Origin of the sequence: Paenarthrobacter sp. TYUT067, from assembly GCF_023656375.1 — a bacterium.
Taxonomy (GTDB): domain Bacteria; phylum Actinomycetota; class Actinomycetes; order Actinomycetales; family Micrococcaceae; genus Arthrobacter.
In genome coordinates this window covers 187330-210362 of sequence record NZ_JAMOIT010000007.1, presented here as the reverse complement: position 1 = coordinate 210362, position 23033 = coordinate 187330, and the positions used below count along the sequence as shown (strand labels likewise).

The 23033-nt window shown below is 63.3% G+C and carries 21 protein-coding genes; 11 read left to right on the top strand and 10 right to left on the bottom strand.

The genetic code is table 11. The features are described 5' to 3' along the window. Positions 1-62 precede the first annotated feature (62 nt). The gene (locus MOD31_RS08765; RefSeq protein ID WP_044569301.1) at positions 63-254 is read right to left on the bottom strand and encodes a DUF1508 domain-containing protein; all 192 of its coding nucleotides are present in this window, start codon (positions 252-254) and stop codon (positions 63-65) included. Positions 255-415: 161 nt separating this feature from the next. Between MOD31_RS08765 and nboR the strand changes: the two genes are divergently transcribed. Further along, entirely contained in the window at positions 416-1054 is a 639-nt protein-coding gene (nboR, locus tag MOD31_RS08760; RefSeq protein WP_142938003.1) for a nicotine blue oxidoreductase, read from the top strand. A 19-nt stretch (positions 1055-1073) separates the two neighbouring features. After that, on the top strand, positions 1074-1541 hold the full coding sequence (locus tag MOD31_RS08755) for a GNAT family N-acetyltransferase (protein WP_142938002.1): 468 nt from the start codon (positions 1074-1076) through the stop codon (positions 1539-1541). An 81-nt stretch (positions 1542-1622) separates the two neighbouring features. On the opposite strand, the gene MOD31_RS08750 is transcribed toward MOD31_RS08755, so the two are convergent. The 5 genes from MOD31_RS08750 to MOD31_RS08730 all read right to left on the bottom strand — a co-directional run bounded on the left by MOD31_RS08750 (position 1623) and on the right by MOD31_RS08730 (position 9021). Then, the gene (locus MOD31_RS08750) at positions 1623-4430 is read right to left on the bottom strand and encodes a molybdopterin-dependent oxidoreductase (RefSeq protein WP_250820368.1); all 2808 of its coding nucleotides are present in this window, start codon (positions 4428-4430) and stop codon (positions 1623-1625) included. Then, entirely contained in the window at positions 4420-5358 is a 939-nt protein-coding gene (locus MOD31_RS08745; protein WP_250820367.1) for a xanthine dehydrogenase family protein subunit M, read from the bottom strand. Before MOD31_RS08745 ends, MOD31_RS08750 begins: the two co-directional genes overlap by 11 nt. Continuing rightward, positions 5349-6608, bottom strand: coding sequence for an XdhC family protein (locus MOD31_RS08740; protein ID WP_250820366.1), 1260 nt, complete (start codon positions 6606-6608; stop codon positions 5349-5351). The genes MOD31_RS08745 and MOD31_RS08740 overlap by 10 nt, the downstream gene beginning before the upstream one ends. A gap of 346 nt (positions 6609-6954) precedes the next feature. Then, a complete protein-coding gene (locus MOD31_RS08735; RefSeq protein WP_250820365.1) occupies positions 6955-8511 on the bottom strand; it encodes an NCS2 family permease in 1557 nt (518 codons plus the stop codon). A 15-nt stretch (positions 8512-8526) separates the two neighbouring features. Next, on the bottom strand, positions 8527-9021 hold the full coding sequence (locus MOD31_RS08730) for a nucleoside deaminase (RefSeq protein ID WP_250820364.1): 495 nt from the start codon (positions 9019-9021) through the stop codon (positions 8527-8529). Between the two features lie 412 nt (positions 9022-9433). On the opposite strand from MOD31_RS08730, the gene MOD31_RS08725 reads away from it, so the two are divergent. Further along, complete coding sequence (locus MOD31_RS08725) at positions 9434-10780, top strand: 8-oxoguanine deaminase (protein ID WP_250820363.1); 1347 nt, start codon at positions 9434-9436, stop codon at positions 10778-10780. 153 nt (positions 10781-10933) lie between these two features. Then, positions 10934-11863 (top strand): type IV toxin-antitoxin system AbiEi family antitoxin domain-containing protein, encoded by a 930-nt coding sequence (locus MOD31_RS08720; protein ID WP_250820362.1) that lies wholly within the window; start codon positions 10934-10936, stop codon positions 11861-11863. A 182-nt stretch (positions 11864-12045) separates the two neighbouring features. On the opposite strand, the gene MOD31_RS08715 is transcribed toward MOD31_RS08720, so the two are convergent. Further along, the gene (locus tag MOD31_RS08715) at positions 12046-12222 is read right to left on the bottom strand and encodes a hypothetical protein (protein WP_014922716.1); all 177 of its coding nucleotides are present in this window, start codon (positions 12220-12222) and stop codon (positions 12046-12048) included. A 371-nt stretch (positions 12223-12593) separates the two neighbouring features. Here MOD31_RS08715 and pucL point away from each other — a divergent pair, with 371 nt between their 5' ends. Continuing rightward, a complete protein-coding gene (gene pucL, locus MOD31_RS08710; RefSeq protein WP_187697099.1) occupies positions 12594-13508 on the top strand; it encodes a factor-independent urate hydroxylase in 915 nt (304 codons plus the stop codon). A 176-nt stretch (positions 13509-13684) separates the two neighbouring features. After that, the gene (locus MOD31_RS08705; protein ID WP_187697098.1) at positions 13685-15202 is read left to right on the top strand and encodes a nucleobase:cation symporter-2 family protein; all 1518 of its coding nucleotides are present in this window, start codon (positions 13685-13687) and stop codon (positions 15200-15202) included. A 209-nt stretch (positions 15203-15411) separates the two neighbouring features. Here the strand turns inward: MOD31_RS08705 and MOD31_RS08700 are convergent, their stop codons facing one another. Continuing rightward, positions 15412-16167, bottom strand: a complete 756-nt coding sequence (locus MOD31_RS08700; protein WP_142937993.1) for an IclR family transcriptional regulator — start codon at positions 16165-16167, stop codon at positions 15412-15414. Between the two features lie 220 nt (positions 16168-16387). Between MOD31_RS08700 and MOD31_RS08695 the strand changes: the two genes are divergently transcribed. Genes MOD31_RS08695 through MOD31_RS08680 form a run of 4 tightly spaced genes read left to right on the top strand, consistent with a single transcriptional unit; the run spans position 16388 to position 21510 of the window. Further along, entirely contained in the window at positions 16388-17788 is a 1401-nt protein-coding gene (locus MOD31_RS08695; RefSeq protein ID WP_142937992.1) for an NAD-dependent malic enzyme, read from the top strand. Between the two features lie 34 nt (positions 17789-17822). Further along, entirely contained in the window at positions 17823-19421 is a 1599-nt protein-coding gene (gene aceB, locus MOD31_RS08690) for a malate synthase A (protein WP_223940883.1), read from the top strand. Further along, positions 19421-20683: an aldolase gene (locus MOD31_RS08685; protein WP_250820361.1), complete on the top strand. Its 1263-nt coding sequence runs from the start codon at positions 19421-19423 to the stop codon at positions 20681-20683. Before aceB ends, MOD31_RS08685 begins: the two co-directional genes overlap by 1 nt. Before the next feature lie 14 nt (positions 20684-20697). Further along, entirely contained in the window at positions 20698-21510 is an 813-nt protein-coding gene (locus MOD31_RS08680; RefSeq protein ID WP_223940885.1) for a bifunctional allantoicase/(S)-ureidoglycine aminohydrolase, read from the top strand. An 84-nt stretch (positions 21511-21594) separates the two neighbouring features. Here MOD31_RS08680 and MOD31_RS08675 read toward each other — a convergent pair whose 3' ends face one another. Both MOD31_RS08675 and MOD31_RS08670 read right to left on the bottom strand, forming a co-directional pair. Next, positions 21595-21891, bottom strand: a complete 297-nt coding sequence (locus MOD31_RS08675; protein ID WP_250820360.1) for a hypothetical protein — start codon at positions 21889-21891, stop codon at positions 21595-21597. A gap of 22 nt (positions 21892-21913) precedes the next feature. Then, complete coding sequence (locus MOD31_RS08670) at positions 21914-22228, bottom strand: MmcQ/YjbR family DNA-binding protein (RefSeq protein WP_250820359.1); 315 nt, start codon at positions 22226-22228, stop codon at positions 21914-21916. Positions 22229-22396: 168 nt separating this feature from the next. On the opposite strand from MOD31_RS08670, the gene MOD31_RS08665 reads away from it, so the two are divergent. Next, the gene (locus MOD31_RS08665) at positions 22397-23026 is read left to right on the top strand and encodes a DinB family protein (RefSeq protein WP_250820358.1); all 630 of its coding nucleotides are present in this window, start codon (positions 22397-22399) and stop codon (positions 23024-23026) included. Positions 23027-23033 lie beyond the last annotated feature (7 nt).

Sequence of the window (23033 nt, the reverse complement as noted above, 5' to 3'; positions counted from 1 at the left end):
GGCAGTGTTCGTGAAGAACACTGCCGCCAATTTGTGGTTGAACGGGTTTTGCGGAAACGGGCTCAGGTGCCCAGATTCCTTCTATCGACGACGAATCCGGTTGCCGCGTTCTCGCGAACCGCGTTGATACCCGCCACTACGGCTTTCAGGTTAGGGAACTGTGGCGACACTGCCACAACCGTTCCATCCTCCGCGGTCAGCCTGAACCGGAACGAGTTGGTTCCTGCCTTGAGAATTTCAAAACTGCCAGCCATTTTCCCCTGTTCTTTCACGCGACGTTGCGTATCCGAGCTGACTTCATAACTCCTTCAAAGACAATATCGGCCATTTCAGACCACCAAAAGGCCTACTGATCGGTAATCTACAACCGATATCGGTAGATCTCTTGGAAAGAACCCAAGGAGCTAGAGACCGTATGGACCGCCGCGCGTATCGTGAGGATATGACTGACACCGGCACGGCCCCCACCACGGGCGTGCTCCTCGCTGCAGGCGCCGGAACACGGCTGGGCCGTGGCCCCAAGGCGCTGCTCCCCTTCCGGGGCAGGACTTTGGTGGAAGTCTTGGCCGACACCCTGTTCGACGGCGGCTGCCGCGAAGTTGTGGTGGTGCTCGGCGCGGAGGCCGACCACGTCCGGCGGAGCACCGATTTGGGCACTCATACGGTGGTGGAGAACCAGAACTGGGCCAAAGGAATGGCCGGTTCCTTCCGCGCCGGCATTGACGCGGCCACGCCAGGCAACAGCATCATGGTGGCGCTGGTGGACCAGCCCGGGTTAACCCCGACGGCGGTGAGCAGGCTGCTGGGCAGCCACCGTCCCGGCCGGGTCACCGCAGCCGCATACCCTGATGAGCACGGCCACCTGAAACGCAGGCACCCGGTGATTATCGACGTCGGGCTTCGCTCCGAAGCGGCCGCAGCCGCGAATGGTGACACGGGTGCGCGCTCCTTCCTCAAGGCGCATCCCGGCCTGGTGGACTTGGTGGACTGCAGCGACCTCTGCTCCGGCGAAGACCTGGACACCAAGGATCAACTGCATCTTTTGGACGGGTAGAGGCGGGTAAGTTAGGGGCATGATCCGCATCGAAACTGATGATCTCGCGCGCCCTGATGTCCATCAGCTCCTGAGCGAGCACTTGGCCGATATGTTCGCCACCTCCCCTGCGGAGAGTGTTCATGCCCTGGACCATTCGGCGTTGTCGCACGAGTCGATCACGTTCTGGACTGCACGCGAGGACCGGGTTCTGCTGGGATGTGGGGCGTTGAAGATGCTGTCCGCCGGGCATGCCGAGATCAAGTCCATGCGCACCACCGCCAGAGCCCGCGGACGTGGTGTGGCCACGCTGATGCTTGAGCACATTGTGGCCGAGGCGGCCCGGCGGGGCTACGAGCGCGTGAGCCTGGAGACAGGAACGGAAGACTACTTTGCTCCTGCCCGCAGGCTATATGCCCGGCACGGATTTACGGAGTGCCCGCCGTTCGGGGACTACACCCTGGATCCCAACAGCGTGTTCATGGAGCTCACCGTCTCACCCAAGTAAGTCGCAGCAGAGCGCGTTTTGAGGGCTCAAAACGCGCTCTGCTGCGACTCAGTTGGGTGCGGGGTGGGTGGGTGAGTTGGGTTACACGGGCGCAGTGGTGCGGTCGCGGAGGGCCAGGTAGATCTTGTCCCGCGCAATGGGAAGCTCGCCGAAACGGATTCCGGTTGCGTTGCGGATCGCGTTGGCCAGGGCGGGAGCCACGGGGTTGAACGGGCTCTCGCTCATGGACTTTGCACCCAGAGGGCCGGTGGAGTCGTTAGTGGTTGCGAAGTAGACCTCGCTCCGGGGCACGTCCGCGAACGACGGAATGTGATATTGCCGCAGGATGTCCGTGGTGACGCGTCCGGCGTCGTCCACTTTCACTTCCTCGTACAGCACCGCGCCGAGCGCCTGCGCAATGCCGCCCTCGATCTGGCCGCGGCACTGCCGCGGATTCACCACAACACCGGCATCGGCGGCCTGGACACTTTGCAGGATCCACAGCTCACCGGTTCCCGTATTAACAGCAACCCTGAACCCGTGCACGTTGAATGCGACCGACCGCGGCGTTCCTCCCCAGTTGCCGTCCGTGGCGAGCCGAACGCCTTGCAGCCGGGCGGCGTCGACGATTTCTTTCAGCTCCACCGTGCGATCACCGCACTGAACGGCGCCATCCACCAAACGGCAATCCGTCAGGGCGGCTCCCGTCAACGACGCCGCAACCGTCTGGATCCGCGTGGCGAGTTCCAGCGCGGCCCCGAGCGTCGCCTTCCCGGCCACCACCGTGCCGGCAGAACCGAACGCACCGGTGTCGTGCTCCACGAGGTCGGTATCGGACTGCCGGACCGCCACTTTGGACGCGGTCGTGGCCAGCGCGGTGGCAGCCAGTTGCGCATGAACAGTTGTGGTGCCGTTCCCGAATTCGGCAGTACCGACGTCGACGGCGAACCTTCCGTCCGCTTCCAGGCTCACCCGGGTGTGGGCGAAGTGGCCGCGGGGCGGGACGGTGTCGATCATGGACAAGGCCGAGCCCTCCCCCACCACCCAGTCCGGCCCCAGATCATCCAAGCCCGCGGCGCGGTAGCGTTCCTTGCCACGGTCCAGCGCGTCCCGGACCAACGCCACGCACTGGTCCAGGCCGTAGCTGCCGTAGTGGACGTCTTCCTCGGGCTCGGGTGTTGTGGAGAGCATGTGATCGCCGGGCCGAACCATGTTCTTGAGCCGGAACTCGAGCGGATCCATGCCGATGCCGATGGCGAGTTCGTCAATGGCCGACTCGATCGCGAAGATCATCTGGCTCAACCCATAGCCCCTGAAAGCACCTGCTGGGACGGTGTTGGTGTAGACCGCGTGGGCGTCAACCTTCTTGTTCAAACACTTGTAGACGGCCAGCGATTCTCCACAGCCGTGGAACATCACACCGGGAGCGTGGTTTCCGTAGGCGCCGGTGTTGGTAAGGACGTCCAGCTGGAGCGCTGTGAGATACCCATCGCGGCTGGCGCCGGCCTTGAGCTTGATGGTGAAGGGGTGCCGGGTGGTGGTTGACGTGAACTGCTCCGTGCGGGTGAACTCCAACTGCACCGGCCTGCGAAGGGCCAGGGCCGCGAGGGCTACAAGATCCTCAGTGAGGACTTCCTGTTTTCCGCCGAATCCGCCGCCAACCCTGCCGGCAACTACGCGGATGGTCTCCGGCGCCAGGTTGAACACCCGGCTCAGGGTCCTCTTCACCAGGAAGGGAACCTGCGTGGAGGACCGGATCATCAAGCGGCCATCCTCATCAAGCCAGGCAATGGACGCGTGGGTTTCCATGGCCACGTGCTGGACCCGCTGCGTCTTGTAGGTGTGCTCGTGGATAAAGTCGGCAGCCGCGAAGCCGTCGGCCACGCTACCCAGTTCGGCGTGGACCTCGGCCACTACGTTGTGATGCGGGCGGGAAATCCGGGAGAAGACGCCGTCCTTTTCACCGTGAATCGCCGGGGCGCCGGGGAGGATGGCTTCCTGCGGAGTGAACACCGGTTCCAGGAGTTCGTACTGCACTTCCAAGGCCCGCGCACCAGCCTCGGCTGCGCCCACGGACTCAGCCACCACCGCTGCAACCCGTTGCCCGATGAACCGCACCACGTTGTCCAGCACACGGGTGTCGTCGGGGTCGTCCGTGTAATTCTCGTGTTGGGCTGTGGAGAACAGAAGCTGCGGAGCATCCTCATAAGTGAAGACCGCCACGACGCCAGGAACCGCCAGTGCCGGGGCCTTGTCGATGGACACGATCCGGGCATGGGGATGCGGGGAACGCAGGAGCTTCATGTGCAGCAGACCCGGAAGCTGATCAGCCGGGACGTCAAGGGTGTAGCGCGCGGTTCCGGTGACCACGGCGTGACCGGCGGGTGCGGGAACGTCGTCACCGAGCTGCCCGGGCGTGGCGGGAGCAGCGGCTAGTGGCTGGCCCCCCGAAACCTCAGCTACGGCGTCGTGCTTGTGGTCACCGCCGTGGCCACAGACCGCGTCCGCGATGGAGCGGTAGCCGGTGCAGCGGCACAGATTGCCCTTGAGGTTGCGGGGCAGGTTGGCGCGCTGCTCGTCGTCGAACGTTGCAGCGGTCATCATCATGCCGGCGGTGCAGAAACCGCACTGGAACCCCTGGGCCTCCAGGAACTGCTCCTGCACAGGGTGCAGCCCATCAGCGGAGGCGAGGCCCTCGATGGTGGTGACCGCTTTGCCCTCGGCACGGACAGCAGGGTAAATGCAGCTGTGGACGGGCATGCCGTCAACGTGCACGGTGCACGCACCGCAGTCACCGCCGTCGCAGCCTTTCTTGACGCCAAAATTGCCCTCTTCGCGGAGGAACGTGCGCAAGCACTGGCCGGGGCGGGGGGTGGCCTGCGAGGCAGTTCCGTTGATCTCAATTGCCATTCGGGGCCTCCTTCTGCTGGGTGCTTGATGTGGTGGGCTGGGTGGACAGCTGGGGCGAGGTGTTATGCGGCGGCCAAAAATCACCGGACACGCTCATGGACTCGCCCAGCAGCTCCGCCCTGATCTCCTCGGCAAGCTTGAACGTCATGTCCCGCCGCCAGGCAGGGAGCCCGTGGATGTCGTCGTGGTACAGCGGCCACGGAATGGAATCGCCGACGGCGTCAGCCAGCGTCCCGGCGTCGGGAACCTGACCTGCGGGGAACCTCAGTTGCACAGGCCGTTTAGTGGACGCGGTGACGGTGATGACCAGGGCGCCGTCGGGATCGAGCCGCCCGATCAGGAGCACACCGGAACGGCCAAGGTTGCTAAGCGATAAACGCCGGAAAGCGACGCGGGCGGACAATGCGGACGCGGGAAGATGGATGCTGCGCAGCAACTCCCCCGGCGCAAGGACGGTCTGCATATCCCCGGTCACGACGTCCGCCACCGGAACGTCCCGGCTGCTACCGTCCGGGCTGTGGATGGTAGCGATGCCGTCCAAGCCTGCGCAGAGTGAGGTCATGGGCCCCGCCGGGAGGCCGGTGCAGATGTTGCCGCCCACGGTGGACATGTTCCAGATCTTGAACGAGGCCACGAACGAGTCGCAGCACGGGCGGATCAGTGCCAGTCCGGGCCATTCACGGTTGGTTGCTTCCGAGGACAGTGGCAGGGCGTAAAGTTCGGCGACGGTGCAGGTGGCGGCCAGTTCGATTCCCGCATCCGTCACGCTGACGGCAGGCCATTCCGCTTGACCGAGGTCAAGGAGCCGCTTCAGGACGTTGCTGCCGTAGGAGAAGAGGACCGTTCCTCCGGCGAGCCAGGCGTCGCCGTCGCGCCACTGTGCCGGGTCCGTGGTGGGGACCACGGCCTCGATCGTGTTCATGTCCATGGGTCCTCCTGAGTGAGGTGTTGGGCAGCCGCCTGTATCGGGGTTGGATTTATCGGGGCTGGGTGAATGGGGCCGGTGCTGTCCCTGAGGGAAGGAAACCCGGGGGTGCTGGTTTGTCCGCCGGCACCGCGGTGGGCGATGATTTCTGCCGTGATGGACACGGCGACCTCGGCAGGAGTCACGGCGCCGAGGTTCAGGCCGATGGGCGAGTGCAGCCGTTCCAGGGACTCCAACGGCGTGCCTGCCTCAAGCAGGGCGTCGATCCGTTGGCGGTGGCTGCGCCGCGAGCCCATTGCCCCAACATATGCCAGCCTCAACCGGAGGGCGCTTTCGAGCAAGGGGACATCGAACTTGGGGTCGTGGGTCAGGATGCACACCACCGTGCGGGCGTCGATGCGTCCTGCAGCGGCTTCGGATTCGAGGTAGCGGTGCGGCCACTCGGTGACCACTTGCTCTGCTCCGGCAAAGCGGCTCTGCGTCGAGAAGGCAGGCCGGGCGTCGCAAAGGGTGACGTTGTAGCCGAGGAGCTGCCCGGCAGGCAGAAGGGCTGCGCTGAAGTCGTTGGCACCGAAAACCAGCATCCGCGCGGCCGGCAAACGGCTTTCGATGAACAGGGTGATCGGTTCCGGCTGGGCTTCTTCCTGTGGAGGCATAGCCAGCCTTTCGGTGGTCATCCACCCGTCAATGCACCCTTCCGGCGGTGCCAGACGGACCAGTCCGGCGCGGCCACCTTGGAGCAGTGGCTCCACTTGGGCAGCGGCGGCGAAAAGTGTGGAGGGATGGTCGCCCAGCAAAGTGGCGAGTTCCTCGGATTCCATGGCCCGGAACCGGACAGGATCATGGACCACCATGACTCCGCCATCAGCATCGAGCCGGCGGATCAGGGCCGCAGGGTGCTGAGTTTCGGCAAGCACGGAAAGTTCGGCAGATCCAGCCCTGAGGGGTTGGATGTGGACGTCCAGTTCCCCTCCACAGGTGAGCCCGACGGCGAACGCGTCCTCGGAGCTGTAGCCGAACGACTCAAGGCGAGGGCCGCCGTCGCGCATTGCTTCCAAGGCCGCCTCCACCACGGCGCCTTCCACGCAACCTCCGGACAAGCTGCCCAGGATTTCGCCGTCTTCGGAGACCATCATGGAGGTCCCCAGGGGCCTCGGCACGGAGCCGCCGGTCCCTACGATCGTGGCCACAGCACACAATTGGCCGGAGACCGCAGGCCGCCAGCTGCCCAGTGAAGGCATCAGATCCAGCATGGCAACACATCCTTATTCCAGGTGTCCCGGCCAGGTGGCCCGGCCGGAGCAGTGCGCGATCTTGCCCCATATTCTCATTTCCAGAGGATGTTGAGGGGTAGTCGCGGTTAATCAGTAAAAGTTCAATCAGCAAGAGTTCATAGGAACGGGGGCAAGGGCTTCATCTCCCTGCCCCCGTTCCCTGACGGAGCGCGCGGTAACCAGCCGCCGCCCGCCGTCGTGCCTTTTCCAGTCCGTAAAGGCGGGAAGGACCACGACGGCGGACGCCTATTCGTGCGGTGGGTACCGGCGGACCGTCGATCAGAGTGCCGGAATGGTGCCCGCCGGCGCGGGGTTCGGCTCCGGGCTAGACGCCCATCAGGGCGTTGATCGGGCCGCGGGCGAAGTAGATGATAAAGCCTGCCGTGACCACCCACATCAGCGGGTGGACCTTCTTGGCTTTGCCCGACGCCGCGCTGATGACCGCGAAGGAGATGAACCCTACGCCGATGCCGTTGGCGATGGAGTACGTCAGCGGCATGGTCACGATTGTCAGGAAGGCCGGGAGGGCAATGGAGAACTTGGTGAACTTGATCTCCCGGATCTGTGCCATCATCATGGCACCCACTACCACCAGGGCTGCTGCCGCTACTTCCAACGGAACAACCGAGGTGAGCGGTGTGAAGAACATGGAGCCCAGGAACAGCAAGCCGGTGACCACCGAGGCAAGGCCGGTGCGTGCGCCTTCGCCGATGCCCGCCGCCGAGTCGATGTACACGGTGTTGGACGAACCGGACGTTGCACCGCCCACCACTGCGCCCATGCCTTCAACAATGAAGGCCGACTTCAGCTTGGGGAACGTACCGTCCTTGTGTGCCACGCCAGCGCTCTTGGCCAGGCCCGTCATGGTGCCCATGGCGTCGAAGAAGTTGGTGAACACCAAAGTGAAGACCAACATGGTGGCAGCCAATCCGCCGATCCTGGCGAAGGAGCCGAACAGATCGAACTGGCCTACCAGGCTCAGATCCGGGACCGAAACCAGTTGGCTGGACAGGATGGGGACATTCAGGTGCCAGCCGCCGGGGTTCTGGGCGCTTCCGGGACCAATCCGGAACACGGCCTCGGCTACAGCGGCGAGGACGGTGGTGGCGACGATGCCGATCAGCAGGCCGCCCTGGATTTTGCGTGCCACGAGGATGCCCATGGTCAGCAGTCCCACAATGAAGACGAGGGTGGGGATGGACGTGATGGAGCCGTTGTCCCCCAGCTGAACCGGAGGGCCGCCCGTTGTTGCGCGAACGAATCCGGAATCCACGAAGCCGATGAAGGCGATGAACAGGCCGATGCCAACGGTGATGGCGGCCTTGAGCTCCTTGGGGACTGCCTTGAAGATCGCCGTTCGGGCGCCGGTAGCGCCGAAGAGGACAATCAGGATGCCGTTGATAACCACCAGGCCCATGGCTTCGGGCCACGTGACTTCCTGAATGACCGCGACGGCGAGGAACGAGTTGATGCCCAAGCCGGCAGCGAGGCCGAACGGCAGGTTGGCCACCAATCCGAAAACGATGGTCATGACGCCGGCAGTCAGGCCCGTGACGGCACCAACCTGTGCAGCCGACAGCCACCCCCCGGCAACGTCCACAGGGGCGTTGTCTGCCGAGAAACCACCCAGGATGAGCGGATTGAGGATGACGATGTACGCCATGGTGAAGAAGGTGACCAAGCCGCCGCGGAATTCGCGGGCCAACGTGGAGCCACGCTTGGAGATCTGGAAGAACTTATCCAGGAAGGAGTTCGACACCGGAGGCTTCTTGTTGCCATCCGCCAGGCCGGTTGCCGTGTGCTTTGCAGCTGTGGGCTCTGCGCCGTCTCCCTTGGGAAAGAGTGCAGCCTGCTTCTCAGCTGAATTGTCCAGGATTGTCATGTCAGCCACCGGGCCCTAGTAGTCAATCCTGGAATCAAGCGTGTTCCATGTGGTGAACGGCTGGAGGGCCTCCGGAGCCTGGGGGTCGCCCAGTTCCAGCTTGGCTACCGGCATCAGCGCGTCCCGGTTGTCGTTCTCGAAGTACTCGTAGAAGACGGCGTCGTCGAAGCCAACAGATGCGGCGTCGTGACGGTCTGCGGCAAAGAACACGCGGTCCACGCGTGCCCAGAGTGCGGAGGCCAGGCACATGGGGCATGGCTCGCAGCTGGTGTAGAGGGTTGCTCCGCTGAGATCGAAGGTTCTAAGTTCGCGGCAGGCGTTACGGATTGCCGTGACTTCTGCGTGTGCGGTGGGATCGTTCGTGGCGGTGACGCGGTTGACGCCTTCGAAGGCTCGTCCGTCCGCGGTGACAATGACGGCGCCGAAGGGGCCCCCACTGTTGAGGACATTGGCTGTTGCCAGCTCAATGGATGTGGCCAGGAATTGCTCGGCCGTGACGGTTGTACTCATGTTGCGACTTCCTTAGTGCTGAGGAAGCCAGGTGACCTGTTTGGGGGCGCCACAGAGATGAGCTCCAGTTAGCTTGGTTACCAGGCTTCAGCATGTGCGATGAAGGTTAAGTTGCGCCTGGTAGATAGCTTCCCGGGGTCCGGGTGCCCGCCTTTGGCAGTTAGAGCGTAGCACCAAGTTTGTGAGCCGCGCCATAGTTTTTTGAAAACTTAATTTCGTCATGCGAAATTACTTGCTCTGCGGTCCTGGTGCCCGAATATGACCGCAGCCCGCCCGCAAGCGTTGACTGCCGCCGTCGAGCATTTTACGCTTTTCGGACTGGGCCGCGTTCTGACGGTCCGGCAACCTGGATCAGCAGACAGGGCCTAACTGAGCTGGAACGCATACATGCCGACCAGACAAGGAACCTGTAATGACCCCTCTTTGGATCAAGAACCCGCTGGGTATCTTCACCGCAAATGACCACGACGCCGGCGGCGGCCTGGTGGTTTCCGACTCCGGCACCATCATTGAGCTGGTGCCGTCGGGCGGGCAGCCTTCTTCTCCCACAACCGTTTTTGATGCATCCGGGCACGTGGTTCTCCCGGGGCTCATCAACACGCACCACCACTTCTACCAAACCCTCACCCGCGCCTGGGGTCCCGTGGCCAACGCGCCCCTGTTCCCCTGGCTGCAGAACCTCTACCCGGTATGGGCCCGGCTCACCCCGCGCAGCCTCGAACTAGCCGTGCAAGTGGCACTGGCCGAGCTGCTGCTTTCGGGCTGCACCACCGCCGCCGACCACCACTACCTCTTCCCCAACGGCATGGAAGACGCAATCGACATCGAAGTGGCCGCAGTCCGGGCCATGGGAATGCGGGCCACGCTGACCCGCGGCTCCATGACCTTGGGAGAGGACGACGGCGGGCTGCCGCCCAGGACCACGGTCCAGTCACCTGAGGCGATCCTTGCGGACAGCGAACGGCTGATTCGCAAGTATCACGAGACGGGTGACGGGGCAGTTGTTCAGATCGCCCTTGCCCCCTGCTCGCCATTCTCGGTGACCAAGGAAATCATGGCCGAATCTGCCGCCATGGCCGAACGGTTCGACGTCCGGCTCCACACGCACCTTGCCGAAACGATCGACGAGGAAGACTTCTGCAAATCCATGTTCGGGCTGCGGACCGTGGATTACCTGGAGTCCGTGGGCTGGCTGGGATCACGCACCTGGCTGGGTCACGGCATCCACTTCAACGACGAGGAAATTGCGCGGTTGGGTGCTGCCGGAACAGCGGTGGCCCACTGCCCGACGTCGAACATGCGCCTGGCATCCGGCACCGCGCGGGTCCTGGAACTCGAGGCTGCGGGTGTTCCCGTGGGGCTGGGAGTGGATGGTTCGGCGTCCAATGACGCTTCCAACATGATCCTTGAAGCCAGGCAGGCCCTGTATTTGCAGCGACTCCGCTACGGAGCGTCCGTTCCCGTGGAACGTGCACTCGGCTGGGCCACCCGTGGCTCCGCCGCAGTCCTGGGGCGCTCCGACATTGGCCAGTTGTCTCCGGGTCTCCAAGCAGACCTCGCCCTGTTCAAGCCGGACGAGCTGCGTTTCTCCGGCAGCCACGATCCCGTGGCAGCGTTGTTGCTCTGCGGGGCTGACCGTGCTGATCGCGTGATGGTTGGGGGTGTTTGGCGGGTTGTTGATGGCGCGATTCCCGGGCTGGACGTGGCCGGGCTGATCGCTGAGCACTCGGCCGCGGCCCGGAAGCTGGTGGCGGGGTAGCTCCGGGGCGCTGAGGCCTCGCCCGATTCGATGGTTCGCTGCGTACTATGCCGTGCGTTCGGCACAGCACGCAGCGATTCCACGAATCGGGCGTTTTCCACATAGGGCAATTGGATCCTTTTCCCCGAGCCGCGCACCTTCGAGGCTGGTCAGATGACGAGGATTACCCAGCGCAAACTCCCTGAAGGTATGGATCTGTGGCGAACAGAAGAACTTCACGCTGCCGGATTCAATGATCGGAAAATTGCAGCCTTGGTGCGGAGCGGAGTTTTGGTCCGGCTTCGCCGAGGCTGTTACATCCGCGGCAGCACCTGGGAGGCGCAGAAACCCTGGATTCGAAGCCGTCAGCTGATTGCCGCACATGCCCACGGAACACTCACGACGGCGGCCGGCGGCTTTGTCTACAGCCATACCTCCGCCGCCCGCCTCCACGGCTTGTTTCTCTGGGATGTGGATGACCGCGTACACATCAACACCGTGACAACCCCATCCCGCACTTCGCACGGCGTTGACGTTATTCCACACACGGGGGCATTGAGTCCCCTAGAGGTGGAAACCGTGCAGGGCATGCCATGCACGTCCCTGGAACGAACCGTCGTGGACTGTTGCCTCATGCTCAACTTCAAGCAATGCCTCATCGTGGTGGACCACGCGCTCAGGATGGGTGCCAACGCCCTTGTTTTGCAGGACATGTGCCACAGCCTGGGTGGGCGGAATGGCGTCATTAATCTTCGAAGGGCTCTGGAGAATGCCGATCAAAAATCGGAATCACCAGGTGAAACGCTTACCCGTGAGCTGATCCTACGGCTGGGAATCGCCATGCCTGAGCTGCAAGTTGAGGTAACAACCAAGAAGGGCAAACACCGCCTGGACTTCGCGTGGCGCGCGAAGAGGTTGGCGTTGGAGTTTGACGGGAAGGTCAAGTACTTCGACTACGCCCCCACCGACGAAGTGATCTACCGGGAACGCCAGCGCGAAAAGGCCCTCATGGAACTCGGCTGGAGGTTCATCCGGATCACGTGGCAGGACCTTTTCCGCGAGCACGAGTTCAAGGTTCGACTCCTGCGCGCTCTCCGGGAATAGGGCCACCCAATTCGTGGGCTCGCTGCGCACTCGATGTCGCGCACGGCACCCTACGCAGCGAAGGGTCGAAACGGGCGGCGGAGCGGAGGCGGTGCAGGCAGCATGCGGAAAGGCGGGCGATACCTCCCCAGGTATCGCCCGCCTCTTTGGCTCTGTTGCGCAGAGTCCGCGCCCCTAAGTGCCTAGGGGCGCTGCCGACCGAACACAGGGAGCGCGCGCAGCCAACGGGAGAACCCGCCGGCTTTGCGGTCGCAGTCGGCCGGAATGTAGAAGTCCGGATCTGTCGCACCGAAAGGCAGGTACAGCTCCTGACCCGGCGCCGGGAATTCCACGACGTTGTTCGTATCCTTCGAGTCCATCTGTTCCTCCTCTTTCTCATGCACCCAGTTTCCGCTCTTCGGAAAACTTTTATTGTTATGTGGAAAGTCTAGGCAGTCGGGAAACGAGCCGTCAAGACCCCCGAGAAGCCATACCGAGTTGCCCCGGTCACATTTGGATGGTTCATAACGATCCACGGGAACCCGTATACACAAGACGAAATAGTGCGCTACTCTCGAATGAGTTCGTGGCGTAGGTCACGTAACCTGAGAGCAGCAGGCAGGGTCGTAATGAGCTGGCATCAATGGATGTCGGCTCTTTTTTTGTTGGGTCGGCTCCACCAGAAACGCAGTGGAAACACGCGCTTAATTTCATTGATGGAACCTAGGTTCCACCTCACAGAAGTTGGGATATGACCATGAGCAACAACATCGTCCTCGGCGAAAACCAGTACGGCAAAGCAGAAGTCCGCGTCGTCAAGGTCACCCGGGATACCGACCGCCACCACATCGAAGACTTGAACGTCACCTCGCAGCTGCGCGGTGACTTCCAGGCGGCCCACCTCGAAGGCGACAACGGCCACGTCGTTGCCACCGACACCCAGAAGAACACGGTTTACGCCTTCGCCCGTGAAGGCATCGGCTCACCCGAGTCCTTCCTGCTTCGTCTCGCAGACCACTTCACCGGCGGCTTTGACTGGGTCACCGGCGGCCGCTGGGAAGCCGAAGCCTACAGCTGGGATCGCATCCAGGCCCACGGCGAGGGACACGACCACAGCTTCGTCCGCAACGGGCAAGAGGTGCGTACCGCCGTCGTCGTCCGTGATGGCGCAACCACGCACGTCATCAGCGGCCTCAAGGACCTGACCGTCCTGAAGACCACGCAGTCCGGTTTTGTCGGCTACCCGCGCGACAAGTACACCACCCTGCCGGAGACCACCGACCGCATCCTGGCCACCGATGTATCCGCCCGCTGGCGCTACAACACCAACCTGGACTTCGCCGGCACGGACTTCAACAAGAGCTACGAGGACATCAAAGCACTCCTGCTTGAAGGCTTCACCGAGAACTACTCCCACGCACTGCAGCAGACGCTGTTCGACATGGGCAAGAAGGTCCTGGAAGCACACAGCGAAGTGGACGAGATCAAGTTCTCCATGCCCAACAAGCACCACTTCCTGGTTGACCTGAGCCCGTTCGGCCTGGACAACCCCAACGAGGTCTTCTTCGCCGCGGATCGCCCGTACGGCCTCATCGAAGCCACGGTCCAGCGCGAGAACATCGAGGCTGCACCGGTGGCATGGAGCGGCATCGCCGGCTTCTGCTAAACCCGCACCAAACGCGGACTAAGCCGCACCATCTCAAAGGTTTGTGTGCAGGTCCCCCCAACGGCGCCCCGTAAAGGCCGGACCTGCACACAATGCCAACCCCAAAAACCAAAGATTTGTTAGCCAGACACAGTTAGCCAGACGAAGACGTCTGCCATGAACCCAGAAAGTCTGCCATGAACATCAAGAAGAAGTCCCGCCCCGCGAATACCACCTCGTCCCGCGCAGAACGCGCAGGACGACCCGAGCGGCCCGAGGACAAGCGACTCTCCATCGGAAGCACCTTCGCTTACGGCTTCCAGCACGTCCTCACCATGTATGGCGGAATCATTGCCCCGCCCCTGATCATCGGCGCGGCGGCCGGCATGAACTCACAGGACATCGGCCTGTTGATCGCTGCCTGTTTGTTCGTTGGCGGCCTGGCCACCATCCTGCAAACGGTGGGCATCCCGTGGTTCGGCTCGCAACTGCCGTTGGTCCAGGGCGTGTCCTTCGCCGGAGTCTCCACCATGGTGGCGATTGTCCAAGGTGGCGGCGGGATCCAGGCGGTGTTCGGATCGGTGATTGTTGCCTCGTTGATTGGCCTGGCAATCACACCCCTGTTCTCCAAGATCATCAAATTCTTCCCGCCCGTAGTTACCGGCACAGTCATCACCACCATTGGGCTCACCCTGATGCCGGTGGCCGCGAACTGGGCCATGGGTGGCAACGCCAAGGCTGACAACTACGGCAGCATGGCCAACATCGGCCTGGCCGCAGCAACCATGGGTGTTGTCCTGCTCCTGAGCAAGGTTGGCAACGCCGCCATCTCCCGGCTCTCCATCCTGCTGGCCATGGTCATCGGCACCATCATCGCGTTGATTGCGGGCATGGCTGACTTCTCCAAGGTTGGCCAGGGCGACATCGTCGCATTCCCCACGCCGTTCGCTTTCGGCGCTCCCACGTTTGAAATCGCCGCGATCATCTCCATGCTCATCGTCATCCTGGTGACCCTCACCGAAACCTCCGCGGACATCATCGCCGTGGGCGAGATCGTGGACACCAAGGTTGATTCACGCCGCATCGGCGACGGCCTCCGCGCAGACATGCTCTCCAGCGCCATCTCCCCGCTGTTCAACTCCTTCACGCAGAGTGCCTTCGCCCAGAACGTCGGCCTCGTGGCCATCACGGGCATCAAGAGCCGCTTCGTGGTCAGCGCCGGCGGCCTCATCCTGGTGATCCTCGGCCTCCTGCCGATTCTTGGGCGAGTAGTCGCAGCGGTTCCGACGCCCGTCCTGGGCGGCGCCGGCGTCGTGCTCTTCGGTACGGTGGCCGCCAGCGGTATCCGTACCCTGGCCAAGGTTGAGTACAAGAACAACATGAACCTGATCATCGTGGCGGCCTCGATTGGCTTCGGCATGATCCCGATCGCCGCCCCGAAGTTCTACGACCAGTTCCCCTCCTGGTTCGCCACGATCTTCCACTCCGGCATCAGCTCGGCAGCGGTCATGGCGATTCTGCTGAACATCCTTTTCAACCACTTCAAGGCCGGCAACTCGGACAACCAGTCGGTGTTTGTGGCGGGCACTGACCGCGTTGTCAGCGAAGAGGACATCAAGTGCCTCAGCGAAGGCGACCGCTTTGAGAACGGCAAGCTGATTGACGCCGACGGCAAGGAAGTCCCGCTCAAGACGTCCAGCGCTTCTGAGCACTAGCACCCTTCCGCAGATGACAGCAGGCGGCAGTGTTTTCCTTGGGGGACACTGCCGCCTGTTGTCGCCTTTGCATGGAATGTATGACGGCGGCTCTCGCCTTTGCGGCTTGGCCACTAGCCCGCTCCAGGACCTCGCCGAAACGACAAAAGATGGCAATGTTTCTGGGAAACGTTGCCATCTTTTGCCATTCCGCGCGCGGGAGGCGGGGGTTAGTTTTGGTTGAGCTCCGCGGAGATCGCCAGGGCAGCCTCGCGCAGCATGGGCACGGCGCGGTCTGCGAAGCTCTGGTCAACGCGTGTGATCGGGCCCGAGACGGAGATCGCCGTCGGCGTGGGTGCGTTGGGAACGGCCATGGCGAAGCACCGGACGCCCAGTTCCTGCTCTTCCTCGTCGATGGAGTACCCACGCTCACGGATCAGTGCCAGGTCTGCGAGCAGGGAGTCGATGTCACCGATGCTCTTGGCCGTGGGAGTGGGCATGCCGGTGCGGGCCACGATGCCACGGACCACTTCGTCATCCAGCTGGGCGAGAATTGCTTTGCCCACGCCGGTGTCGTGCGTGTGGGCGCGCCGGCCAACCTCGGTGAACATGCGCATGGAGTGCATGGACGGGACCTGTGCCACGTAAATGACCATGTCCGAGTCCAGGACGGCCATGTTGGACGTCTCGCCCAGCCGCTCCACCAGGGTCTTGAGCTGCGGACGGGCCACGGCGCCGAGTTGCTTGCTGGCTCCTTCGCCGAGGCGGATGAGCCGCGGGCCCAGGGCGTAGCGGCGGTTGGGCAGCTGCCGGATGTAGCCAAGGGACACCAGGGTCCGCAAAAGGCGATGGATGGTAGGCAGGGGCAGGTCAGTGGACGACGAGAGTTCGCTCAACGTGACGTCTCCGCCCGCGTCCGTGATCAGTTCCAGCAGTTCAAAGACGCGCTCAACGGACTGCACGCCTCCGGAGGCTTTTTCAGCCATTCCCTTGTCTCCAATGACTCAGATTCCGACAACTCTTATCCGCATCGTGAAAAGAATTGCTTAGAACACCCAACATACAGCACGCGTGCAAGCTGCGCGATGACACCGAACATGACCAAGCAGGGGGTTGTGTTTCCACTTTGTAGATAATAATATCCATAATACGAAAACATTTAGTTGGAACGGCGGCCCGGGAACGGGCCTAACAGGAGGAATTTCAATGGCGAATCCGAGCCCCGGAAACTCGATCACCCTGCGCGTCGCCGCACCGTCGAGCTTCACCGCAACCAGCGAACTTGCCGCAGCAGTCGGCGCCGCCGGTGCAGCAATCACCGCGCTGGACGTCACGGAATCCCACCACGAGAAGATCGTTGTTGACGTCACGTGCAACACCACCGATGACGACCACGCAGCCCGCGTGAAGGACGCTTTGAACGCCCTCGACGGCGTCACGGTCCAGCACGTTTCGGACCGCACCTTCCTCATGCACCTCGGCGGCAAGCTCGAGGTCGTCCCCAAAGTAGCCCTGCGCAACCGCGACGACCTCTCGCGTGCCTACACTCCCGGCGTCGCCCGCGTTTGCATGGCGATCGCAGAAGACCCGGCCGCCGCCCGTAACCTGACGGTCAAGCGCAACACCATCGCCGTCCTCACCGACGGTTCGGCCGTCCTGGGCCTGGGCAACATCGGCCCCGCCGCAGCCCTTCCCGTGATGGAAGGCAAGGCCGCACTGTTCAAGCAGTTCGCCAACGTTGACGCCTGGCCGGTCTGCCTGGACACCCAGGACACCGAGGAAATCATCATGATCGCCAAGGCCATGGCCCCGGTCTACGGTGGCATCAACCTCGAAGACATCGCCGCACCGCGCTGCTTTGAGATCGAGAACCGCCTCCGCGAAGAACTGGACATCCCGGTGTTCCACGATGACCAGCACGGCACCGCGATTGTCACCCTCGCTGCCCTGGTCAATGCCCTCCGCGTTGTGGACAAGAAGCTCTCCGAGGTCAAGATCGTGGTCTCGGGCGTCGGCGCTGCCGGCTCGGCCATCATCCAGCTCCTCAAGGCCCAGGGCGCGCAACACATCATCGCCGCCGGCCGTTCCGGCGCCATCCACTCCGGCGAGGAATACGGCGACGAGCACCGCAGCTGGATCGCCGCGAACACCAACGAAGAAGGCTTCTCCGGAAGCCTGCACGACGCCCTCAAGGGTGCGGACGTGTTCATCGGCGTCAGCGCCCCGCACGTGATCGGCGAAGAGCAGGTTGCTTCCATGGCCGAGGACGCAATTGTGTTCGCCATGGCCAACCCGACCCCGGAAATTGACCCCGTTGTAGCGTCCAAGCATGCAGCCGTGGTTGCTACCGGCCGCAGCGACTTCCCCAACCAGATCAACAACGTGCTGGCATTCCCTGGCTTCTTCCGCGGGCTGCTGGACGCAGGGGCCTCGGACATCACCCCGAACATGCTGGTGGCCGCCGCCGAAGCAATTGCCAACCGGGTGGCTGACGATGAGCTCAACGCGAGTTACATTATCCCCAGCGTCTTCGATCCCCATGTTGCTGCCGATGTTGCTGCTGCGGTGGCAGCCGCCGCGCACGCAAACGCCGCCAGCGCGCTGTAGCACCAGCGCACCCTAGAAAAAGGAATCCGCTCACATGGCTATTACAGTCACTGATCCCCGGCCGATCGATCGCGCCGAGGAGATCCTCACCCCGGAGGCACTGGCCTTCATCGAAGAACTGCACACCCGCTTTGCCGGCACCCGCAATGACCTTCTGCAGGCCCGCAAGGCCAAGCGCCAGCAGGTCGCGGACACCTCCCGCCTTGATTTCCTCCCGGAGACCCAGGACATCCGCGACGGCGACTGGAAGGTTGCCGAAGCACCGGCAGCTTTGCAGGACCGCCGTGTTGAGATGACGGGACCGGCCACCCCGGCCAAGATGGCCATCAACGCGCTGAACTCCGGCGCCAAGGTGTGGCTGGCTGACCTCGAAGACGCCAGCACGCCCACCTGGTCCAACGTTGTTGACGCGATCCTCAACCTCCGCGACGCCGCCCGGGGCACTTTGAGCTTTACCTCCCCCGAGGGCAAGGAATACCGTCTCCGCACGGACGCTCCCCTGGCAGTTGTGGTGGCCCGCCCCCGCGGCTGGCACATGGAGGAAAGCCATGTACTGCTCGACGGCGCCCCCGCCGTGGGTGCGCTGGTGGACTTCGGCCTGCACTTCTTCCACATCGCCAAGCAGTTGCTCGAAAACGGTCACGGCCCGTACTACTACCTCCCCAAGATGGAGAGCCACCTTGAGGCCCGCTTGTGGAATGACGTCTTCGTGTTCGCACAGGACTACCTCGGCGTTCCCCAGGGCAGCGTCCGCGCCACCGTGCTGATCGAGACCATCCCGGCAGCGTTCGAAATGGACGAGATCCTGTACGAACTGCGTGACCACGCAAGCGGCCTGAACGCCGGCCGCTGGGACTACCTCTTCAGCATCATCAAGTACTTCCGTGATGCCGGCGAAGAGTTCGTGCTCCCGGATCGCGCCACCGTGGCCATGACGGCACCGTTCATGCGCGCCTACACCGAACTCCTGGTCAAGACCTGCCACAAGCGCGGCGCCTTCGCCATGGGTGGCATGGCCGCCGTCATCCCCAACCGCAAGCAGCCGGATGTCACCGCCGCAGCCTTCGACAAGGTCCGCGCCGACAAGACCCGCGAAGCGAACGATGGCTTCGACGGCTCCTGGGTTGCCCACCCGGACCTGGTTCCCACTTGTCGCGAAGTCTTCGACTCCGTGCTGGGCGACCGACCCAATCAGCTGGACAAGCAGCGCCCCGAGGTGAACGTCACCGCTGAGCAGCTGATCGACGTCGCCTCCGCTGGCGGCACCGTCACCGAGGCAGGCCTGCGCCTGAACCTGTACGTCGCGGTCGCCTACACCGGTGTGTGGATTTCCGGCAGCGGCGCCGTTGCCATCCATAACCTGATGGAAGACGCCGCGACGGCGGAGATCTCCCGCTCGCAGGTCTGGCAGCAGTTGCGGAACAAGTCCATCCTGGCGGACACGGGCAACACTGTTACCCGCGAACTGGTGACCAGGATCCTGGGCGAGGAAACCGAACGCCTGCGCATTGAATTCGGCGACGAGAACTTCGCAAAGTACTACGAGCCTGCGTCCAAGCTGATCGAGGACATCTGCTTGTCCGACGATTACACGGACTTCCTCACCACTCCGGCGTATGAGTTGGTGGGCTGATGAGTTCCTTGACGCCCGCAGACCTGGCCCACATCGAGTCGCAGCTTGAAGCGACCGACCAGTTGCTGGACCGCAACTACCCCGGCGACGACGGCTCGCGCCAGCCCATCCACACCGTCTACATCCCGGCCGATCGCTTCACGCCCACCTTCGTGGCGGACTGGGGCGCCCAGGCGCTGACGACGGCGGAGGCCCACGGTGGTCTGGAAAAGCTCGGTCAGCTGTTGGGCCAGGAGTCTCACCTGGCTTCCGCGGTTGCGGAGCGTGTAGCTGCGAAGCTTTCGGCCGAACCGATCGAGGACCTGCGTTTGGACTTCGAGGACGGCTACGGAGACCGCGGCGACGAGGCAGAAGACGCCGACGCCGTTGCTGCCGCCCAGGCTGTTGCCGCTGCAGTTGCGGCCGGAACAGCTCCGCCGTTCATCGGCATCCGCTTCAAGTGCTTCGAAGCCCCCACTCGGGCCCGTGGCCTGCGGACGCTGGACCTCTTCGTCTCCACGTTGGCTGCCGCCGGGGAGCTCCCCGCAGGGCTGATCCTTACCTTGCCCAAGGTCACCACCGTGGCCCAGGTGCAGGCCATGGACTTCGCAGTGTCCCGCCTTGAGGAAGTCCACGGGCTTCCCGCCGGCCGGCTCCGTTTTGAGGTGCAGGTGGAAACACCCCAGCTCATCATCGGCGCTGACGGAACCTCCCCTGTGGCACAGCTCCCCCACGTCGTTTCGGGCCGCATCAGCGCCCTGCACTACGGGACCTACGACTACAGCGCTTCGCTCGGAATTTCCGCGGAATACCAGTCCATGGAGCATCCGGTGGCCGACTTCGCCAAGGAAGTCATGCAGCTCGCTGTCGCCGGCACGGGCATCCGCCTGTCCGACGGTTCCACCAACATCATCCCCGTGGGTGACGCTGTTGAAGACGCCTGGAAGCTGCATGGCCGCTTGGTCCGCCGCTCACTGGAAAACGGCTACTACCAGGGCTGGGACCTCCACGCCGCGCAACTGCCCAGCCGCTTCTCGGCGTCGTACGCTTTCTACCGCGAAGGCCTGCCCGCCGCAGCCCTGCGCCTCCGTAACTACGTGGAGCGCACCGAAGGCGGCGTCATGGACGAGCCCGCCACGGCCCGCGCGTTGGCCGGCTTCGTCCTCCGCGGCGTCCAGTGTGGCGCAGTGGGGACCGACGAGGTCAAGGCGCTTGCCGGCGTCGAACTTTCACAGCTGACCGCGCTGGCGCACCCGCGGCTCGCACAACCGACTTCCCACTGATAGGAGCAACTCGAATGGGCAAGTACTACTACCCTCAGGGCGGCCTGCCGCCGCAGACGCAGCTGACCACCGAACGGGCGATCGTCACCGAGGCTTACACGGTGATCCCCAAGGGCGTCATGACGGACATCGTCACCAGCAACCTGCCGGGCTTCTCCAACACGCGCTCGTGGATCATCGCACGGCCAATCTCCGGCTTCGCCACCACGTTCTCCCAGCTGATCGTTGAGATCGCCCCGGGTGGCGGCGCACCCAAGGCCGAGTTCGAGTCCGGTGTGGAAGGCGTCATTTTCGTGACCAAGGGCCAGGTCAACCTGACCCTCGACGGCGAGCTGCACCACCTTGAAGAGGGCGGGTACGCCTACCTGGCCGCCGGTTCAGAGTGGGGCCTGGAGAACGTGTCCAACGACATCGTTTCCTTCCACTGGATCCGCAAGGCCTACGAGCGGCTTGAAGGTTTCGAAGCCAAGTCCTTCGTCACCAACGAGAAGGACGTGGAGCCCACCTCCATGCCGGACACCGACGACGTCTGGAAGACCACGCGCTTCACGGACTCCAGCGACCTCGCCCACGACATGCAGGTCAACATCGTCACGTTCCAGCCCGGCGGTGTGATCCCCTTCCCGGAGACGCACGTCATGGAGCACGGCCTGTACGTCCTGGAGGGCAAGGCCATGTACTTGCTCAACAACGACTGGGTTGAGGTGGAGGCCGGCGACTTCATGTGGCTGCGTGCTTTCTGCCCGCAGGCTTGCTACGCGGGTGGTCCGGGCGAGTTCCGTTACCTGCTGTACAAAGACATGAACCGCCAGGTGAAGCTCACCTAGGTCTGTTGCATGCTTGCGCCGAGATCGCCGGAAAGCTGCCAGTTCGCTGGAGCTCTCCGGCGATTTCGTCGTTTTCCGGCGAACTCAGCGACGGCGGCCCACAGCGAGCCCGGCCCAGAACGCGAGGACCAACAGGCCCAGGACTGTCACGGCGAGCCCGAGCTGCGTCCCTTGGCTGACCATGGCCGCGCCGTTCCCGATGAACACTGTCTCGCTCAGCGGCGCATAGGCGAACCAGCCGAAGTCCGTGCTCTGGTTGTTCCACGCCACCACCACCCCCACGATCACGGCGATCAAGCCCAGCAAAGGCACGACGACGGCAGAGACTCTGCGTGCAGGCCGCGGTGTGTTGTGTTCCCCAAGTGTGTTGTTGTCCCCCATGTGCCCGAGTCTAGTATGCGACCTAGTTGGGTTTGGCGGGGGCGCCGGCGATTCTGTACGACTCCTGGAGCAGTTCATCGAGCTCGTCCGTCTCGATTTGCTCGAGCCGGACCAGCAGGAGCTTCGGGGATTGCTCGTGATGCGGGGTCCAGAAGAAGGTATCCGGTTCCATGGCTGCGAGCGCCTCGCGTTCATCAGTCTTGACCGTGACAACCCCCTCTTCCCAGATCCGTGCCATGAGGGACTTGGCAAACCATGCCGGCTGCCCCCAACTCAGGCGTTCGCTGACGCCCGGCATGTCCAGGCAGATTCTCCTGACATCCTCTTCTGTGGCCATGGTTCACTGTGGCATTGGCGTTCCGCTGCCGCAAGCGACTTCGCCGGAAACGTGCTTGACCGCTGGAGGTGTGCGAGACCGCTGGAGCTCTCCGGCGAAGTCGCACTGCTCCGGCGAAGTCGCGCGGGGGCGGATGGGGCTGGTGTGGGACTTGGGTAGAGTGCACCCATGGATGACAAAGCCACGCTGCTCACTTATTTGCGACTCCGCAGGGCGGACCTGCTGGGGAAATTGGATGGCCTCAGTGAATACGATGCCCGGAGGCCCATGACGCCCACGGGGACCAACCTGCTGGGCCTGGTAAAACACGTAGCCAGCGTGGAGTTGGGGTATTTCGGGGAAGTCTTCGGCAGGCCTAGCGGGCGCGACCTGCCCTGGTTGGCCGATGATGCCGAACCGGATTCGGACATGTGGGTTCCGGCAACGGAGAGCCGCGAGGAAATCCTGGATCTCCATTATTTCTCCGCCAAACACAGCGATGAAACCATCAGATCCCTCCCCTTGGATGCGCCGGGTGCGGTGCCATGGTGGTCGGAGGAAAAGAAGAACGTGACGCTGCACCAGATTCTGGTTCACATGTGTGTTGAGACAGCCCGGCACGCTGGGCACGCGGACATCATCCGCGAACTCATTGACGGCTCCATGGGGCAGAGGCCTGGGGATCCGAACATCCCCAGCCGGACCACGGAAGAATGGGCAGCCCACCGTGCACGCATTGAACAGGCAGCTCTGGAGGCGGGCCACAGCAAACCTGAAACTTCACAGCCCCCGCATATCTTGGGCAAACCTCCGGCGTAGCCTCGCT

Coding starts and splice junctions, on each gene's coding strand:
- MOD31_RS08765 (WP_044569301.1), bottom strand. CDS start 254: ATGGCTGGCAGTTTTGAAATTCTCAAGGCAGGAACCAACTCGTTCCGG.
- nboR (WP_142938003.1), top strand. CDS start 416: ATGGACCGCCGCGCGTATCGTGAGGATATGACTGACACCGGCACGGCC.
- MOD31_RS08755 (WP_142938002.1), top strand. CDS start 1,074: ATGATCCGCATCGAAACTGATGATCTCGCGCGCCCTGATGTCCATCAG.
- MOD31_RS08750 (WP_250820368.1), bottom strand. CDS start 4,430: ATGGCAATTGAGATCAACGGAACTGCCTCGCAGGCCACCCCCCGCCCC.
- MOD31_RS08745 (WP_250820367.1), bottom strand. CDS start 5,358: ATGGACATGAACACGATCGAGGCCGTGGTCCCCACCACGGACCCGGCA.
- MOD31_RS08740 (WP_250820366.1), bottom strand. CDS start 6,608: ATGCTGGATCTGATGCCTTCACTGGGCAGCTGGCGGCCTGCGGTCTCC.
- MOD31_RS08735 (WP_250820365.1), bottom strand. CDS start 8,511: ATGACAATCCTGGACAATTCAGCTGAGAAGCAGGCTGCACTCTTTCCC.
- MOD31_RS08730 (WP_250820364.1), bottom strand. CDS start 9,021: ATGAGTACAACCGTCACGGCCGAGCAATTCCTGGCCACATCCATTGAG.
- MOD31_RS08725 (WP_250820363.1), top strand. CDS start 9,434: ATGACCCCTCTTTGGATCAAGAACCCGCTGGGTATCTTCACCGCAAAT.
- MOD31_RS08720 (WP_250820362.1), top strand. CDS start 10,934: ATGACGAGGATTACCCAGCGCAAACTCCCTGAAGGTATGGATCTGTGG.
- MOD31_RS08715 (WP_014922716.1), bottom strand. CDS start 12,222: ATGGACTCGAAGGATACGAACAACGTCGTGGAATTCCCGGCGCCGGGT.
- pucL (WP_187697099.1), top strand. CDS start 12,594: ATGACCATGAGCAACAACATCGTCCTCGGCGAAAACCAGTACGGCAAA.
- MOD31_RS08705 (WP_187697098.1), top strand. CDS start 13,685: ATGAACATCAAGAAGAAGTCCCGCCCCGCGAATACCACCTCGTCCCGC.
- MOD31_RS08700 (WP_142937993.1), bottom strand. CDS start 16,167: ATGGCTGAAAAAGCCTCCGGAGGCGTGCAGTCCGTTGAGCGCGTCTTT.
- MOD31_RS08695 (WP_142937992.1), top strand. CDS start 16,388: ATGGCGAATCCGAGCCCCGGAAACTCGATCACCCTGCGCGTCGCCGCA.
- aceB (WP_223940883.1), top strand. CDS start 17,823: ATGGCTATTACAGTCACTGATCCCCGGCCGATCGATCGCGCCGAGGAG.
- MOD31_RS08685 (WP_250820361.1), top strand. CDS start 19,421: ATGAGTTCCTTGACGCCCGCAGACCTGGCCCACATCGAGTCGCAGCTT.
- MOD31_RS08680 (WP_223940885.1), top strand. CDS start 20,698: ATGGGCAAGTACTACTACCCTCAGGGCGGCCTGCCGCCGCAGACGCAG.
- MOD31_RS08675 (WP_250820360.1), bottom strand. CDS start 21,891: ATGGGGGACAACAACACACTTGGGGAACACAACACACCGCGGCCTGCA.
- MOD31_RS08670 (WP_250820359.1), bottom strand. CDS start 22,228: ATGGCCACAGAAGAGGATGTCAGGAGAATCTGCCTGGACATGCCGGGC.
- MOD31_RS08665 (WP_250820358.1), top strand. CDS start 22,397: ATGGATGACAAAGCCACGCTGCTCACTTATTTGCGACTCCGCAGGGCG.